Source organism: Streptomyces sp. NPDC007346 (genome assembly GCF_040703535.1).
Lineage (GTDB): Bacteria > Actinomycetota > Actinomycetes > Streptomycetales > Streptomycetaceae > Streptomyces.
This window is the reverse complement of record NZ_JBEYKR010000098.1, coordinates 1-16,795: the sequence shown is the minus strand read 5'-3', so window position 1 is coordinate 16,795 and position 16,795 is coordinate 1. Positions and strand designations below refer to the sequence as shown.

At 70.2% G+C, this 16,795-nt stretch carries 8 protein-coding genes and 1 tRNA gene; 1 reads left to right on the top strand and 8 read right to left on the bottom strand.

The genetic code is table 11. The annotated features are described in order from the left end of the window. Positions 1–46 precede the first annotated feature (46 nt). The 7 genes from AB0917_RS23295 to AB0917_RS23265 all read right to left on the bottom strand — a co-directional run bounded on the left by AB0917_RS23295 (position 47) and on the right by AB0917_RS23265 (position 13,605). Entirely contained in the window at positions 47–556 is a 510-nt protein-coding gene (locus AB0917_RS23295; RefSeq protein ID WP_366821555.1) for a nicotinamide-nucleotide amidohydrolase family protein, read from the bottom strand. After that, the gene (pgsA, locus tag AB0917_RS23290; protein WP_366821554.1) at positions 553–1,416 is read right to left on the bottom strand and encodes a CDP-diacylglycerol--glycerol-3-phosphate 3-phosphatidyltransferase; all 864 of its coding nucleotides are present in this window, start codon (positions 1,414–1,416) and stop codon (positions 553–555) included. The genes AB0917_RS23295 and pgsA overlap by 4 nt, the downstream gene beginning before the upstream one ends. Beyond that, a complete protein-coding gene (rimO, locus tag AB0917_RS23285) occupies positions 1,413–2,894 on the bottom strand; it encodes a 30S ribosomal protein S12 methylthiotransferase RimO (RefSeq protein WP_366821553.1) in 1,482 nt (493 codons plus the stop codon). The genes pgsA and rimO overlap by 4 nt, the downstream gene beginning before the upstream one ends. A 158-nt stretch (positions 2,895–3,052) precedes the next feature. Then, on the bottom strand, positions 3,053–3,853 hold the full coding sequence (locus tag AB0917_RS23280; protein ID WP_366821552.1) for a RodZ domain-containing protein: 801 nt from the start codon (positions 3,851–3,853) through the stop codon (positions 3,053–3,055). A gap of 390 nt (positions 3,854–4,243) precedes the next feature. Continuing rightward, entirely contained in the window at positions 4,244–7,069 is a 2,826-nt protein-coding gene (locus AB0917_RS23275; protein WP_366821551.1) for a DNA translocase FtsK, read from the bottom strand. 175 nt (positions 7,070–7,244) lie between these two features. Next, positions 7,245–7,928: a response regulator gene (locus AB0917_RS23270; RefSeq protein ID WP_018516365.1), complete on the bottom strand. Its 684-nt coding sequence runs from the start codon at positions 7,926–7,928 to the stop codon at positions 7,245–7,247. Positions 7,929–8,172: 244 nt separating this feature from the next. Then, the gene (locus AB0917_RS23265; protein ID WP_366821550.1) at positions 8,173–13,605 is read right to left on the bottom strand and encodes a HAMP domain-containing protein; all 5,433 of its coding nucleotides are present in this window, start codon (positions 13,603–13,605) and stop codon (positions 8,173–8,175) included. 398 nt (positions 13,606–14,003) lie between these two features. Between AB0917_RS23265 and AB0917_RS23260 the strand changes: the two genes are divergently transcribed. Further along, positions 14,004–16,631, top strand: a complete 2,628-nt coding sequence (locus tag AB0917_RS23260; RefSeq protein ID WP_366821549.1) for a SpoIIE family protein phosphatase — start codon at positions 14,004–14,006, stop codon at positions 16,629–16,631. A 70-nt stretch (positions 16,632–16,701) separates the two neighbouring features. On the opposite strand, the gene AB0917_RS23255 is transcribed toward AB0917_RS23260, so the two are convergent. Then, positions 16,702–16,773, bottom strand: a tRNA-Thr gene (locus AB0917_RS23255). Between the last annotated feature and the right edge of the window lie 22 nt (positions 16,774–16,795).

The window sequence follows — 16,795 nt, the reverse complement described above, 5'->3', positions numbered from 1 at the left end:
GCGGCCGTGCGGGGAGCGATGTCGTGTTCACTCAGGGCTGCAAACATCAATTCCCCCCGATCTGTTCCGTATCCTGTGCCCGCGCATTCTCGCCGAGTTCGCCCGCAAGCAGATCGAGGGCGCTTCGTACACTCTCTCTACGGATGTCCGCCCTCGAACCATTCAATCGCAGCGCGGACACTTTCTCGACGCCGGAAGGCCCCGCTACGGCAATGTAGACCGTTCCCACGGGCTGCCCGTCCTGCGGTTCCGGGCCCGCGACGCCGGTCGTGGAGATGCCCCAGTCGGCGCCGAGGGTCCGGCGTACACCGGCCGCCATCTGCCGCGCGACCTCGGGGTCGACCGCCCCGTGCGCCGCCAGGAGGGTCCCGTCCACGCCCAGGATCTCGCCCTTGAGGGCCGTGGCGTACGCCGTCACCGATCCCCGGAAGGACCGGGAGGCTCCGGGTACGGAAGTGAGTTCGGCCGCCACCAGGCCGCCCGTCAGCGATTCGGCGACGGCGAGCGTCTCACCGCGCTCCACGAGCCGCCCCAGCACCCGGGCAGCGGCTGTCACCGCTCGGCCTCCGCGCCGTCGCGCGCGCTCACGGCGGGCTCCACGGCCGTCGAACCACCGGAGAGCCGCACGGTCGAACCGGAAGCACCGGCCTCGGAACCGCCGGCGGCACCGGCGCCCGCGACCACGGCCCCCGTATCCGTGTCGGTACCCGCACCCGCGCCGGGCGACCCGGCCGCCTCCTGGACCGCCTCCGTGGTCCGGCCGACGGCGGCGCGCTCGGCGGCGAGGCTCCTGCGGCGCAGGACGACGGCCTGACGTACGTAGTCGAGTCCGGTGACGACGGTCAGGACGACGGCCACCATCATCACCCAGAAGCGCAAGGTCGCCAGGGGCCCGGTGAGCACCAGGACGTACATCCCGGCCGCCGTGCCCTGCGCCAGCGTCTTGAGTTTCCCGCCTCGGCTGGCCGGGATGACCGCGTGCCGGATCACCCAGAACCGCATCAGCGTGATGCCCAGCTCACGGGCGAGGATCACACCGGTGATCCACCAGGGCAGGTCACCCAGGACGGAGAGGCAGATCAGCGCGGCGCCCATGATCGCTTTGTCGGCGATCGGGTCGGCGATCTTCCCGAAGTCCGTGACCAGGTTGTACGCGCGCGCCAGATGACCGTCGAACAGGTCGGTGATCATGGCGACGGCGAACGCGGCCCAGGCGAAGGAGCGCCAGACCGGGTCGTACCCGCCGTTGTGGAGCAGGAGCATGACGAAGCCGGGAACGAGCAGCAGCCGCACCATGGTGAGGATGTTGGCGATGTTCCACAGACTGGCCTGGTTGACGGCCGCAGTGCCCAGCTTGCCGCCGCGGACCGGCTTCGCGCCGGAACCGCCTGCCGCGGATGCCGGGGCTCCCGTCATCTGGCTGCCTCCGCAAGCTCGTGGTGTTCGGCCACCAGGTCGACGCCCTCGGTGCCCACTGCCTTTGCCTCGACCATACGGCCCGGCACGAGTCCCTCGCGTGTGGTGAAGACCACCTGGCCGTCCGTTTCCGGGGCCTGGTGCGCGGCGCGGCCGACCGCGACCTCGCCGTCCTCGTCCGACTCGACGGACTCCACGAGCACCTGGAGGGTCTCTCCGACGCGCTCCTCGGCCCGCTGCGAGGTCAGCTCCTCGGCCAGTTGGGAGATGTGGGCGAGCCGCTCGGCGATGGTGTCGGCGTCCAGCTTGTTCTCGTAGCCGACCGCCTCGGTGCCCTCCTCGTCGGAGTACCCGAAGACGCCGATGGCATCGAGCCGGGCACCGGTGAGGAAGCGTTCCAGCTCGGCGAGGTCGGCCTCGCTCTCGCCGGGGAACCCGACGATGAAGTTGGACCGGGCGCCGGCCTCGGGGGCCTTGCTCCGGATGGTGTCCAGGAGCTCCAGGAAGCGGTCGGTGTCGCCGAAGCGGCGCATCGCGCGCAGCACGCCGGGGGCGGAGTGCTGGAAGGAGAGGTCGAAGTAGGGGGCGACCTTCGGCGTCGAGGTGAGGACGTCGATGAGGCCGGGGCGCATCTCGGCGGGCTGGAGGTAGCTGACCCGGATGCGCTCGATGCCGTCCACGTCGGCGAGCTCCGGCAGCAGGGTCTCCAGGAGGCGGATGTCGCCGAGGTCCTTGCCGTAGGAGGTGTTGTTCTCGGAGACGAGCATCACCTCCTTGACGCCCTGCTCGGCCAGCCAGCGGGTCTCCTGGAGCACGTCCGAGGGCCGCCGCGAGATGAACGAGCCGCGGAAGGAGGGGATGGCGCAGAAGGAGCAGCGGCGGTCGCAGCCGGAGGCGAGCTTCACCGAGGCGACCGGGCTGGTGCCGAGCCGCCGGCGCAGCGGCGCGCGGGGCCCGGAGACCGGTGCGACCCCTTCGGGGAGGTCCGCGGGCGCCGGGGCGGGTGCCTCCTGGGCGTGGCCGGGCAGCGCCACGGCGGCGTCCTGCCGCTCGGCGGGGCTGATCGGCAGCAGCTTGCGGCGGTCGCGCGGTGTGTGCGAGGCGTGGATGCCGCCGTTGAGGATGGTCTGGAGCCGGTCGGAGATGTCGGCGTAGTCGTCGAATCCGAGGACGCCGTCCGCCTCCGGCAGGGCCTCGGCGAGGTCCTTGCCGTAGCGCTCGGCCATGCAGCCGACGGCGACGACGGCCTGGGTGCGGCCGTGGTCCTTGAGATCGTTGGCTTCGAGCAGGGCGTCGACGGAGTCCTTCTTGGCGGCTTCGACGAACCCACAGGTGTTGACGACTGCGACATCCGCGTCGGAGGCATCCTCGACGAGGTCCCAGCCGTCCGCTGCCAAGCGGCCTGCAAGCTCCTCCGAGTCCACCTCGTTACGGGCGCAGCCAAGAGTGACAAGGGCGACGGTACGGCGTTCGGGCATGGACTCAAGACTACTTCGTCCCGGCGGCCCTCCCGCCGTGCAGGGTTGTCCGCCCTCCTCCTGCTACGGGGAGTAACAGAAGGAGGGACCGGCCGGGAACGCCGACGGGCGCCCGGCACTGGGCCGGGCGCCCGTGGACGCGGTGGGGAGGCGCGGGGTCAGCCGGCCTCGGGGTCACCCTTGGTGTACGTGAGCCGCTCGACCTGGCCGGGCTCGAAGCGGTCCTGGAGCTTCTTCCCGTTCACGAAGAGCTCGATCGCCCCGGCGTTGCCGAGGACGAGGTCGATGCGCTCCTTGTCCTGGAAGGTCTTGGACTCACCTTCGAGCAGCAGCCCGTCGAAGAGCAGCCGGCCGTTGTGGTCCTTGACGGAGATCCAGCTCTTGCCCTGGCTCGCGCCGAGCTTGACCGTCACCTTGTCCCGGGGGGCGGCGGCGATGGCACTCTCGGACGGCACGGGCTTGGGGTCGGCCGGCTTGGTGGTGGTGGGTTCGGCCGCGGGCTTGTCGGGCGTCGAGCCCTCCGCGACCTGGGCGGTGTTCGAGGGCTTGTCCTCACCGTTGAAGAGGGTGAAGCCGACGAAACCGACCACGGCGACGATGGCCGCGACCATGGCCGCGGTCCAGTTGGGCCGCCGCGGTTCGGAACGGATGCGCTCCGCTTCGAACAGCGGAGCCGCGGGGGTCGGTGCGGGACGGCCGCCGTGGTCTCCGTCGTAACGCTCGACCAGGGGTTCCGGGTCGATACCGACGGCACGGGCGATGTTGCGGATGTGGCCGCGTGCGTAGACGTCACCGCCGCAGCGCGAGAAGTCGTCCTCCTCGATCGCGTGCACGATGGGGATGCGCACCCGGGTGGAGCTGCTGACCTCCTCGACCGTCAGACCTGCGGCGAGGCGAGCCTGCTGGAGGGCACGACCGACCGAAGGCCGGTCGTCTTCGGGGGAGTTGCCGATGGACACGGGGGCGCCTTTCGAGCGTGAGCCACCTGCTGGATGTTCAGTCTAGGGGGGGTACGAAAGGGAGGGGCAACCGGGAGGCACGACTTTGTACGCCATCGGGCTCGCCGGACGGCCCCGCGGACCTCTCCGCGGGCGGAGCGGGGACGGGACCGTGCCCCGATCGAGGACTGGGCAACCTGGAGTGGGCCGAACAGGGTGAGGGACAACGGGCAGGGCGGGAGGGAGAGGCATCGCTCCCCCTCCCTCCAACTTGACGTACGACCGCACGAAACGGTTGCCCACAAAACCTTTACGGGCCGGCCCGCCTCTGCCGGTCCCCCTCGCCGGCCTGCCCGCACCGCCCCGCCCGTGCGGATGCGCCCTCGCCGACGCGCCCGCTCGCCGTTTCCCTCACGGAGCGGATTCCCCGCGGATGACGGCCAACACCCCGTCGAGCTCGTCCGGTTTCACCATGACGTCGCGTGCCTTGGACCCCTCGCTGGGGCCGACGATGTTGCGGGACTCCATCAGGTCCATCAGCCTCCCCGCCTTGGCGAAGCCGACCCGCAGCTTGCGCTGGAGCATCGAGGTCGACCCGAACTGGGTGGAGACGACCAGCTCGGCGGCCTGGCAGAGCAGGTCCAGGTCGTCGCCGATGTCCTCGTCGATCTCCTTCTTCTGCTTCGTACCGACCACGACGTCGTCCCGGAAGACCGGGGCCATCTGGTCCTTGCAGTGCTGGACGACGGCCGCGACCTCGTCCTCGGTGACGAACGCGCCCTGCATACGGGTGGGTTTGTTGGCGCCCATCGGGAGGAACAGCCCGTCGCCCTTGCCGATGAGCTTCTCGGCGCCGGGCTGGTCGAGGATGACGCGGCTGTCGGCGAGGGAGGAGGTGGCGAAGGCGAGCCGGGAGGGCACGTTCGCCTTGATCAGACCGGTCACCACGTCGACCGAGGGGCGCTGGGTGGCGAGCACCAGGTGGATTCCGGCGGCACGGGCCAGCTGGGTGATGCGGACGATCGAGTCCTCGACGTCCCGGGGGGCGACCATCATCAGGTCGGCCAGCTCGTCGACGATCACGAGCAGATACGGGTACGGGGACAGCTCCCGCTCGCTGCCCTCGGGCGTCTTGGCCTTGCCGGTGCGCACGGCGTGGTTGAAGTCGTCGATGTGCCGGTAGCCGAAGGCGGCGAGGTCGTCGTAGCGCAGGTCCATCTCCCGCACGACCCACTGGAGCGCCTCTGCGGCCTTCTTCGGGTTGGTGATGATCGGGGTGATCAGGTGCGGGATGCCCTCGTACGCGGTCAGCTCGACGCGCTTGGGGTCGACCAGGACCATCCGGACGTCCTCCGGGGTGGCCCGCACCATGACCGAGGTGATCAGGCAGTTGATGCAGGAGGACTTGCCGGAGCCGGTCGCACCGGCGACCAGGACGTGCGGCATCTTGGCCAGGTTGGCCATCTCGTAGCCGCCCTCGACGTTCTTGCCGAGCGCCACCAGCATGGGGTGGTCGTCCTCGGCCGCGTCCGCGAGACGCAGGACGTCGCCGAGGTTGACCATCTCCCGGTCGGAGTTGGGGATCTCGATGCCGACGGCGGACTTCCCCGGGATCGGCGAGATGATCCGCACGTCCGGACTGGCGACGGCGTACGCGATGTTCTTGGCGAGCGCCGTGATCTTCTCGACCTTCACGGCCGGACCGAGCTCGATCTCGTACCGGGTGACCGTCGGGCCGCGGGTGAAGCCGGTGACGACGGCGTCGACCTTGAACTCGGTGAAGACGTTGGTCAGCGAGGCGACGACGGCGTCGTTGGCGGCGCTGCGGGTCTTGCCGGGCCCGCCGCGCTCCAGCAGGTCGAGCGAGGGCAGCGCGTACGTGATGTCGCCGGAGAGCTGGAGCTGCTCGGCGCGGGCGGGCAGCTCCCCGGTCCGCTCGGGAGCGGGTTTGGTCAGGTCGGGTACGACACCGGGGTCGCCGGGCTCGGCGGCGGCCCCCGCCCTGCCCGTGTCCGGCCTCCTGCCCGCGCCTCGGTCCTGGCCCGCGCCGCCGCCCCGCTCGGCCTCCCGGGCTCCGGGCACGGGCGTGCCGGTGTACTCCCGGTCCCGGTCCACCGAGACGCCCTGGGTCAGATCCGCGACGACCGGTGAGGGCGAGATGCCGTTGAGTACGGCGCCGTCGAGCGCGGCCGCCGCGGCCGCGGCGATGTCCACCGCGTCCGCGGGCCGGTTCATGGCGGGCTGCGCGGCGGGCCGGCGGGGCCTCCTGCGCTTGGTGAGCGCCTCCGCCTCGGCGTGGTCGTGGACGGCGTCGTCGGCGTCCGGCGCCTGCCGGCGTGCGGAGCCGCGCCGCGTGGAGGCGGGCAGCGCCTCGCGCCACTGCTCGTCGTAGCGCTCGTCGTCGTCCTCGTACACCTCGCCCGGCTCGTACGCCGGTTCCACGATGCCGAGGCGGACTCCGAGCCCCCGCAGCCGGCGCGGGATGGCGTTGACCGGGGTCGCGGTGACGACGAGGAGCCCGAAGACCGTGAGCAGCACCAGCAGCGGTACGGCGAGGACTTCGCCCATCATGAAGATCAGCGGCTTCGAGGCGGCCCAGCCCACCAGCCCGCCCGCGTCCTGCATCGCCTCCGTGCCGTCCTCGCGGCCGGGCGATCCGCAGGCGATGTGGACCTGGCCGAGGACGCCGACGACCAGGGCGGAGAGCCCGATGACGATCCGGCCGTTGGCCTCGGGGCGCTCCGGATACAGGATCAGCCGTACGGCCAGGGCGCCGAGCAGTATCGGTGCGAGCAGGTCGAGCCGGCCGAACGCCCCGGTCACCAGCATCTCCACCAGGTCCCCGACCGGGCCCTGGAGGTTGGACCAGGTGCCCGCCGCCACGATCAGCGCGAGGCCGAGGAGCAGGAGCGCGAGGCCGTCCTTGCGGTGGGCGGGGTCAAGTCCCTTCGCACCGCGCCCTATGGAGCGGAACACCGCACCGATACCGTGCGCCGTGCCGAGCCAGATGGCGCGCACCAGACGGTAGATGCCATTGGTGGGGGACGGGGCGGGTTTGGGCGCGGGCCTCTTGGCCGCCGCCTTCTTCGCGGGCGCCTTCTTCGCGGGCGCGCTCGTCTTCTTCGGGGCGGTCTTCCTGGCGGGCGCGGCTTTCTTCGCCGGCCCGGGAGTACGGCCGACGCGCTTCGCGGTGCCCGCCGTGCCCTGGGAACCCTTGCCGGACGTACGAGAGGCCATGGTGCCGAGGTTACCGCTGTCCACGCCCGTGAACACGTTCGCCTACTGGTTCACCCGACCGTGTCGCCGCCCGATGACCGGGGACTGACGCGCCCTCATGGCCCGGAGGCTCCGAACACCGCCCGATCCACACCTGATCCGTGCGGATGGTCTTGGTGCCGAGCGGAGAGAAGTCTCAGTTCTGCGCGGGCAGGATTCCGGCGCCGCCGCCCGTGCCCGGCTCCAGCGCGTCCAGCGCGCGGCGCAGGCCGGTCAGCTTGCGTTCGAGATGGGCCGCCGTGGCGACGGCCGCGGCGTCCGCCGACTCGTCGTCGAGCTGCTTGGAGAGGGCTTCCGCCTGCTCCTCGACCGCCGCGAGCCGCGCGGAGAGTTCGGCCAGCAGACCGGCCGGCTCCTTCTCGTGCTCGCCGCCCGCGTGGCCGTCGCCCTCCAACTGGAGCCGCAGGAGCGCGGCCTGCTCGCGAAGCTTGCAGTTCTTCATGTACAGCTCGACGAAGACGGAGACCTTGGCCCGCAGCACCCACGGGTCGAACGGCTTGGAGATGTAGTCCACCGCGCCGGCCGCGTATCCCCGGAAGGTGTGGTGGGGGCCGTGGTTGATCGCGGTGAGGAAGATGATCGGGATGTCCCGGGTCCGCTCACGCCGCTTGATGTGGGCGGCGGTCTCGAAGCCGTCCATGCCCGGCATCTGGACGTCCAGCAGAATGACCGCGAAGTCGTCCGTGAGCAGCGCTTTGAGCGCTTCCTCCCCTGACGATGCCCGGACCAGGGTCTGATCGAGCGCAGAGAGGATGGCCTCCAGCGCCAGCAGATTCTCCGGCCGGTCATCGACCAGGAGGATCTTGGCCTTCTGCACCATGGCCCGTCCTCCTCGCCCCGGAAATGCACCGGGTGCCGCCCCAGGGGACGACTCCCTTGCGCCGTCCGTCCTTGTGCCGGTCATGGTAGCCGCACCCCGCCCGTCACCACACCCTGTCACCGCGATGTCACTGTGCACATACCGCAAACGCGGTGGGAGACCAGAAGGTTCCCCGAATCCAGGGCGTTCACACCCGTTCGCGCACAGCCGGTCAGTAACTCAGCCCTATTCGTTCCCTACCCGATCACTCTCCGTGCATCCACTGCTCCATCACCGCCAGCAGGTGATCAGGGTCGACCGGCTTCGTCACATAGTCGGAGGCACCGCAGTCGATCGCCTTCTCCCGGTCGCCCTTCATCGCCTTCGCGGTGAGCGCGACGATCGGCAGCCCGGCGAACTGCGGCATCCGCCGGATCGCGGTCGTGGTCGCGTAGCCGTCCATCTCGGGCATCATGATGTCCATCAGGACGACCGCCACATCGTCGTGCTGCTCCAGGACTTCGATCCCCTCGCGCCCGTTCTCCGCGTACAGCACGGCGAGCCCGTGCTGCTCCAGCACGCTGGTGAGCGCGAAGACGTTACGGATGTCGTCGTCGACGATGAGCACCTTCTCGCCCCGGAACCGGAACGTCCGCCGGGGCTCCGGCGCGTCCTCCGCCGCGGCCGGGGCACCCTGGACCCACTCCTCGTGCGGAGCACTCTCGCCCGAGGGGCGCCCGGCGGGCAGCGCGGGCCGTCGGGCGGCGTCGCCGAGGGCCTTGCGCCGCCGCCGGAACGTCCCCGCGGAGTTGGCCGGGTCCCCCAGCGGAGCGGAGTCGCCGCCCGGCTGTCCCTGCCCGTTCTCGGACCCGCCGCCCAGCCCCTCGGTGGAACCGGAACCCACCTGGGGGTAGCCCTGGGGAGGCAGTTCGGCGCGGTGCAGCGGCAGGTAGAGGGTGAAGGTCGAGCCCCGGCCCGGCTCGCTCGCCGCGTGGATCTCGCCGCCGAGCAGCCGCGCGATCTCCCGGCTGATGGAGAGCCCGAGGCCGGTCCCGCCGTACTTGCGGCTCGTCGTACCGTCCGCCTGCTTGAACGCCTCGAAGATCACCAGCATCTTGCTGGAGGCGATCCCGATCCCGGTGTCGGTGACGGAGAAGGCGATCAGATCGGCGTCCGCGTCGCGCAGCGAGCCCGCCTCCAGCAGGTGCTCCCGGATCGCGTTGGGCACATCGGCGCCGGCCGGTCGGATCACCAGCTCCACCGCCCCGCTGTCGGTGAACTTCACCGCGTTGGACAGCAGGTTGCGCAGCACCTGCAGGAGGCGCTGCTCGTCGGTGTGCAGCGTCGCGGGAAGCTCCGGCGAGACCCGTACGGAGAAGTCGAGCCCCTTCTCCGCGGTGAGCGGGCGGAAGGTCGCCTCCACGTAGTCGACCAGCTGGACCAGTGCGATCCGGGTCGGGCTGACGTCCATCTTGCCCGCCTCGACCTTCGACAGGTCGAGGATGTCGTTGATCAGCTGGAGCAGGTCGGAACCGGCCCCGTGGATCGTCTCGGCGAACTCGACCTGCTTCGGCGACAGATTGCCCTCGGCGTTGTCCGCCAGCAACTTGGCCAGGATCAGCAGCGAGTTGAGCGGTGTGCGCAGCTCGTGCGACATGTTGGCCAGGAACTCGGACTTGTAGCGCATCGAGACCGCGAGCTGCTCGGCGCGCTCCTCCAGGACCTGCCGCGCCTCCTCGATCTCGGTGTTCTTGACCTCGATGTCGCGGTTCTGCTGGGCCAGCAGCTCGGCCTTCTCCTCCAGTTCGGCGTTGGACGCCTGGAGGGCCTTCTGCCGGTTCTCCAACTCCTGCGAGCGGTCCCGCAGTTGCTCGGTCAGCTCCTGGGACTGTTCCAGGAGCTTCTCGGTCTTGGTGTTGACGCTGATCGTGTTGACGCTCGTCGCGATCATCTCGGCGAGCTGGTTGAGGAAGTCCCGCTGGATGTGCGTGAACGGCTGGAACGAGGCCAGCTCGATCACGCCGAGCACCTTGCCCTCGAAGAGCACCGGCAGCACGATCACATGGGCGGGCGGCGCCTCACCCAGGCCGGAGGAGATCTTCAGATAGCCCGGCGGCACGTTGTCGACCTGGATCGTCCGCTTCTCCTCGGCCGCCGTCCCGATGAGCGTTTCGCCGGGCCGGAACGAGGTCGGCATCGAACCGGCGGAGTAGCCGTAACTCCCCCGCATCCGCAGCTCGTACGAGCCGTCGTCACCGTTGTCCGGGCCCACCTCCTCCGAGTCACCCGGGGACATGGCCAGGAAGAACGCGCCGTGCTGGGCCGAGACCACCGGCGTCAGCTCGCTCATGATCAGCGACGCCACGTCGTCCAGATCGCGGCGGCCCTGCATCAGACCGGAGATCCGGGCCAGGTTGCCCTTGAGCCAGTCCTGCTCCTTGTTGGCGAGGGTGGTGTCGCGCAGGTTGGCGATCATCGTGTTGATGTTGTCCTGGAGGACCTGGATCTCGCCGGCCGCGTCCACATCGATCTTCAGGTTCAGATCGCCGCGGGTCACCGCGGTGGCGACGGCCGCGATGGCGCGCACCTGCCGGGTCAGGTTCCCGGCCATCTCGTTCACCGACTCCGTGAGGTCGCGCCACGTGCCGTCGACGTCCCGGACCCGCGCCTGACCGCCGAGCTGCCCTTCGGTGCCCACCTCACGGGCGACCCGGGTGACCTGGTCGGCGAACGAGGAGAGCTGATCGACCATCGTGTTGATGGTGTTCTTGAGTTCGAGGATCTCGCCCCGGGCGTCGATGTCGATCTTCTTGGTCAGGTCGCCCTTGGCGATGGCCGTGGTGACCGTGGCGATCTGCCGCACCTGGCCGGTCAGGTTGGAGGCCATCGAGTTCACGGACTCGGTGAGGTCCTTCCACGTACCGGAGACGCCCGGCACCCGGGCCTGGCCGCCCAGCTCACCTTCCGTACCCACCTCGCGGGCCACCCGCGTGACCTCGTCCGCGAACGAGGACAGCGTCGTCACCATCGTGTTGACGGTGTCGGCCAGCTCCGCGACCTCGCCGCGCGCCTCCACGGTGACCTTCTTCGTCAGGTCGCCGTTGGCGACCGCGGAGGAGACCCGGGAGATGTTACGTACCTGGCTGGTCAGGTTGTTGGCCATCAGGTTGACGTTGTCGCTGAGGTCCTTCCAGATGCCGGTTGCCCCGCGCACCCGCGCCTGACCGCCGAGGATGCCCTCGGTGCCCACCTCACGGGCCACCCGCGTGACCTCGTCCGCGAAGTTCAGCAGCTGGTCGACCATCGTGTTGACGGTCGTGACCAGTTCGAGGATCTCGCCCTTGGCGTCGACGGTGATCTTCTTGGAGAGATCGCCCTTGGCGACCGCGGTGGTGACCTCGGCGATGTTGCGCACCTGGAGGGTGAGGTTGTTGGCCATGCCGTTGACGGACTGGGTCAGGTCCTTCCACGTACCGGACACACCCTGCACCTCGGCCTGACCGCCGAGGATGCCTTCCGTACCCACCTCGCGGGCTACCCGCGTCACCTGCTCGGCGAAGTTGGAGAGCTGGTCCACCATCGTGTTGAGGGTGTTCTTCAGCTCCAGGATCTCGCCCCGGGCATCCACGTCGATCTTCTGCGACAGGTCACCGCGCGCGACCGCCGTGGCGACCTGCGCGATGTTGCGCACCTGGGCGGTGAGATTCCCCGCCATGCCGTTCACCGAGTCGGTGAGATCGCGCCACACCCCGGCCACGCCGGGCACCTGCGCCTGACCGCCGAGCCGCCCGTCCGTACCCACCTCGCGGGCGACGCGTGTCACCTGGTCGGCGAAGGCGGAGAGCTGGTCGACCATGGTGTTGATGGTGTTCTTGAGCTCCAGGATCTCGCCCCGGGCGTCCACATCGATCTTCTGCGACAGGTCGCCCCGCGCCACCGCCGTCGTCACCTGCGCGATCTGCCGCACCTGGGAGGTGAGGTTGCCGGCCATGAAGTTGACGGAGTCGGTGAGCTCCTTCCACGTACCCGAGACGCCGTCCACCCGCGCCTGACCGCCGAGACGGCCCTCGGTGCCCACGTCCCGGGCCATCCGCGTCACCTGGTCGGCGAAGCTGGACAGCTGCGCCACCATCGTGTTGACGGTGTTCTTCAGTTCCAGCATCTCCCCGGCCACGTCCACGGTGACCTTCTGCGACAGGTCACCGTTGGCGACCGCCGTGGTCACCTGAGCGATGTCCCGGACCTGACCGGTCAGGTTGCGGAAGGCCGTGTTGACCGAGTCGGTGAGGTCCTTCCACGTACCGGCGGCGCCCGGCACCTCCGCCTGGCCGCCGAGCCGGCCCTCGACGCCGACCTCCCGGGCGACGCGCGTCACCTCGGAACCGAACGACTGGAGCTGGTCCACCATCGTGTTGACGGTGTTCTTCAGCTCCAGCATCTCCCCGGCCACGTCGACCGTGACCTTCTGCGACATGTCTCCGCTGGCCACCGCCGTGGTCACCTGAGCGATGTCGCGCACCTGGGTCGTCAGGTTCCGGAAGACCGTGTTCACCGAATCGGTGAGGTCCTTCCAGGTGCCCGCGGCCCCCGGCACCTGCGCCTGGCCCCCGAGGAGCCCTTCGCCACCGACCTCGCTCGCCACACGTGTCACTTCGTCCGCGAAGGTGCGCAGCGTCTCGGTCATCTGGTTGATCGTCTCGGCGAGCTGGGCGACCTCGCCCCGCGCGCTCACCGTGACCTTCTGCGTCAGGTCACCGCTGGCCACGGCCGTCGTCACCTCGGCGATCCCGCGCACCTGGGAGGTGAGATTGCCCGCCATCGTGTTGACGGAGTCGGTGAGGTCCTTCCAGACCCCGGCCACACCCGGCACGGTCGCCTGACCGCCCAGCTCACCCTCCGTACCCACCTCACGGGCGACGCGCGTCACCTCGGAGGAGAACGAGGACAGCTGGTCGACCATCGTGTTGACGGTGTTCTTCAGCTGGAGCATCTCGCCTGCCACGTGGACGGTGACCTTCCGCGACAGATCACCCTTGGCGACCGCCGTCGTCACCAGCGCGATGTCACGCACCTGGGCGGTCAGCCGGTACGCCATGGTGTTGACGGAGTCCGTCAGGTCCTTCCACGACCCGGACATCCCGCGTACCTGGGCCTGCCCGCCGAGCTTGCCCTCGGTGCCGACCTCGACGGCGACGCGCGTCACCTGTTCGGTGAAGACCGACAGCTGGTCGACGAGGTTGTTGACCGTACGGGCGACCTTCAGGAACTCGCCGCGCAGCGGGCGTACCGTCTCGTCCGTCGTGTGCGACCGCAGCTCCATCCGCTGCTCCAGGTCACCGTCGGCGACCGCCGACAGCACCCGGCCCACCTCGGAGACCGGTCGCGCGAGATCGTCGACGAGCTCGTTGGAGGCGTCGATCGCGGCGGCCCAGGAACCCTCGCAGGCCCCCGTCTCCAGCCGCTCCGTCAGCTTGCCCTCACGCCCGACCACACGCCGTACGCGCGCCAGCTCACCCGTGAGATGGAGATTGCGGTCGGCGACCTCGTTGAAGACCGCCGCGATCTCCGTCATCACGCCGTCGCCGGAGACGGTGAGCCGCCTGCGGAAATTGCCGTCGCGCATCGCCACGAGTCCCGCCAGCAACCTGTTCAGGGCTGCCGCGTCCACTTCGACGGTGCCATTGCGCTGCTTTTTCACGGACTGTCCGCCTTTTGTACGCGTTTCTGAACCCCGCGCCGCCACGCCAGACTCCACCGTGTCCCTCCCGCAGGGGTTGACCGTTTCGCTCGGGCCTATAGGAAGCTTGCCCAGTTCCACTTTGGCTCACCGCCACAGCACACCGTCGACGGGTGAACAGGCGGACGTCAAATCATTGCAACGTACCAGGCCGGAATGGGTCGGCGGGCAGCCTCCCCCGGTTGCCCCCCATCACTCCTACCGGAACACATACTCGTGCGCCCGCGCACAACTCCCGCGTCGTCCTGTCCCGATCTCGGCCCTCGTGTACCCGGCACCCTTGAGATACGTCTAGCCTGGCAAGCGAATCGAAGCGGCGAGAAACGGGCACAAGACTCGGGGAAGCGACGAGACACCATATGGGGAGTGCTGTGATCACCGCGCGCGCGGCCGCCACCTTCGAACCGGTCGGGCGCTCGGTCGCGACCGCCCGCGCCTTCGTCCGGGACACCCTCCAGGGGTGGGGGTACAACGATGTCGTCGACGACGCCGTCGTCCTCACCAGCGAACTCGTCACCAATGCCGTGGTCCACGCGGGAACGGCGGCCGACGTTCTCTGCCTGCGCACCGAGGACGGCGTGCGCATCGAGGTCGCCGACCACTATCCGGAGCGCGAGGTCCCGCTGCACAGCAACGGGCTCGACTTCGTCAACCCGGACAGCGAGAACGGCCGCGGCCTGCTGCTCTGCGCCGCCCTGGCCGCCCGCTGGGGCGTCGAGTACACCCCCACCCGCAAACATGTCTGGTTCCAGCTGGACCTGCCCGAGCGCCCGGTCGGCATCCGCTCCGCCGGACCGCTCCTGCCCACGCCCCTGCTGCCCGTGGCGGACCAGCGCGTACGGGTGGCCGTCGTCCAGATCGACCACTCCGGCTCGATCGCCGCGTGGAACGACGACGCGGCCTTCCTCTTCGGGCACGGGGCCGACCAGGTCTCCGGCAAGCAGCTCACCGACTTCGTGGCCTGGCCGCACACCCCCGGCACCAACACGGGCATCGCGGACGCGCTCCGCCTCTCCCGCTGGGAGGGCAGCTACGGGATCCGCTGCGCGGACGGCCGGGTCATCCCCGTCTACGCCTCGCACCTGAGGGTCCGCGACACCGACGGCGAACCGTCCACGGTCTGCCTCCTGGTCCGTGACTACGAGCGCGCCGTCCTTCAGTCCCCGGTCCGCGCCCCGGTCTCCGACTCCTCGTCGGAGAGCCGCACCACGGACCCGTTCGAGGTCTTCATCGGCTCCCCCGCCCCCGACGACCTGGACGGCCTGCTCCAGCGGACGGTCGAGCGGGCGCGTGACATGCTCGACGCGGACGCCGCGTTCCTCCTGCTCGCCACCGACGACGAGACGGAGCTGGAGGTCCGCGCCACGACGGGCCTCCCTTCGGCCCGCCAGCGCTTCGCCCGCGTCCCCGTGGAGGCCGGAACGGGACGCTACGGCTCGGCCCGCATGCCGGCCGTCCACGAGGACCTGACCGCCGTACCCGGTGCCGTACCCCTCCTCACCGACACCGGGATGCGCTCGGTCGTCACGGTCCCGCTGAAGGTGGAGGGCCGTCTCACCGGCTCCCTGGGGGTCGCGGCCGAGGCCCCGGGCCGCTACTCGAACGAGGAGGCCCTGCGCCTCCAGTTCGCCGCCGACCGCATCGCCCTGGCCGTGGAGTCCGCGCGCCTGGGCGAGCTGGAGCGGCTGCGCCGCGGCTCCCTCTCCTTCCTCGTCGAGGCCTCCGACCTGCTGGCCGGCACGCTCGACCGGGACCAGACGCTGGCGCTGATGGCCCAGATGACGGTGCCGACCCTGGCGACCTGGTGCGCCGTCTACACGATCGCGGACCAGTCCTCGGACCCGTACCTCTCGTACGTGCTCCACGAGGACGAGGACCTCATCGACGGCCTCAAGGCGCTGCTCTCCAAGATCTCCCCGCCCGACCCGGTCCCGACGCCGGGCGCCCGCATCTGGGCCGCCCCGTCGGAGGCCGGCCACCGCGCGGCGCTCTCGACCTCCACCCGCAGCCTGGACCACGACGCGCCGTTGAGCATGTCCACGGCCACCCGCACCATCCTGGCGACGGCGCAGGCCGTCGGCGGCGAGACGGTGGTCCTGCCGCTGGTCGCCCGCAACCGCGTGATCGGCATGCTGACGCTCGGGAAGCCCTCGGACGACCACTTCCGCCAGGAGATCCTGGAGCTGGCCGAGGACCTCTCCCGCCGGGCCGCCCTGGCCCTGGACAACGCCCGTCTGTACTCGGAGCGCATGGCGATCAGCCAGTCCCTCCAGCGCAGCCTGCTGCCCCCGGGCCTCCCCCACGTCCCGAACGTCGAGATCGAGGTCATCTACCGCGCCGCGGGCGAGGGCAACGAGGTCGGCGGCGACTTCTACGACGTCTTCCCGATCCACGACGGTGCGTACGGCTTCGCCATCGGCGACGTCTGCGGTACGGGCCCGGAGGCGGCCGCCGTCACGGGCCTGGCCCGCCACGCCCTGCGCCTGCTCGCCAAGGAGGGCTTCACCGGCCCCGCGGTCCTGGAGCGCCTCAACGCGGCCATCCTCGACGAGGGCGCCCGCAGCCGCTTCCTCACCCTCCTGTACGGCGAGCTGTGGCCCCAGGAGGACGGCAGCGCCCTCCTGAAGGTCGTCTGCGCCGGCCACCCGCTGCCGCTGCGCCTGCGCCAGGACGGCTCCGTGGAGGCGGCGGCCGAACCGCAGCCCCTGCTGGGCGTCCTGGAGGACCTGGAGCTGTACGAGGAGGAGGTCACCCTCAACCCGGGCGACGTCCTCCTCTGCGTCACGGACGGCGTCACCGAACGCCGCGAGGGCACCCGCATGCTCGGCGACGACGGCCTCGCGGACGTCCTGTCGACCTGTACGGGCCTGACGGCCGGAGCGGTCGCCGCACGCATCCTGCGGGCCGTGGAACGCTTCGCCGCGGAGCCGGCCTCGGACGACATGGCCATCCTGGCGATGCGCGTCCCGGAGCCGCCCCGCGTCTGAGGCGGCCGGTCACCAATACGGCAACGAGAAAGGCCCCCGCCATGTGGCGGGGGCCTTTCTTTTCTCTCTGAGCCCCAATGCGGAATCGAACCGCAGACCTTCTCCTTACCATGGAGACGCTCTACCGACTGAGCTATTGGGCATCGTGGCCCTGCAGAGCGCCC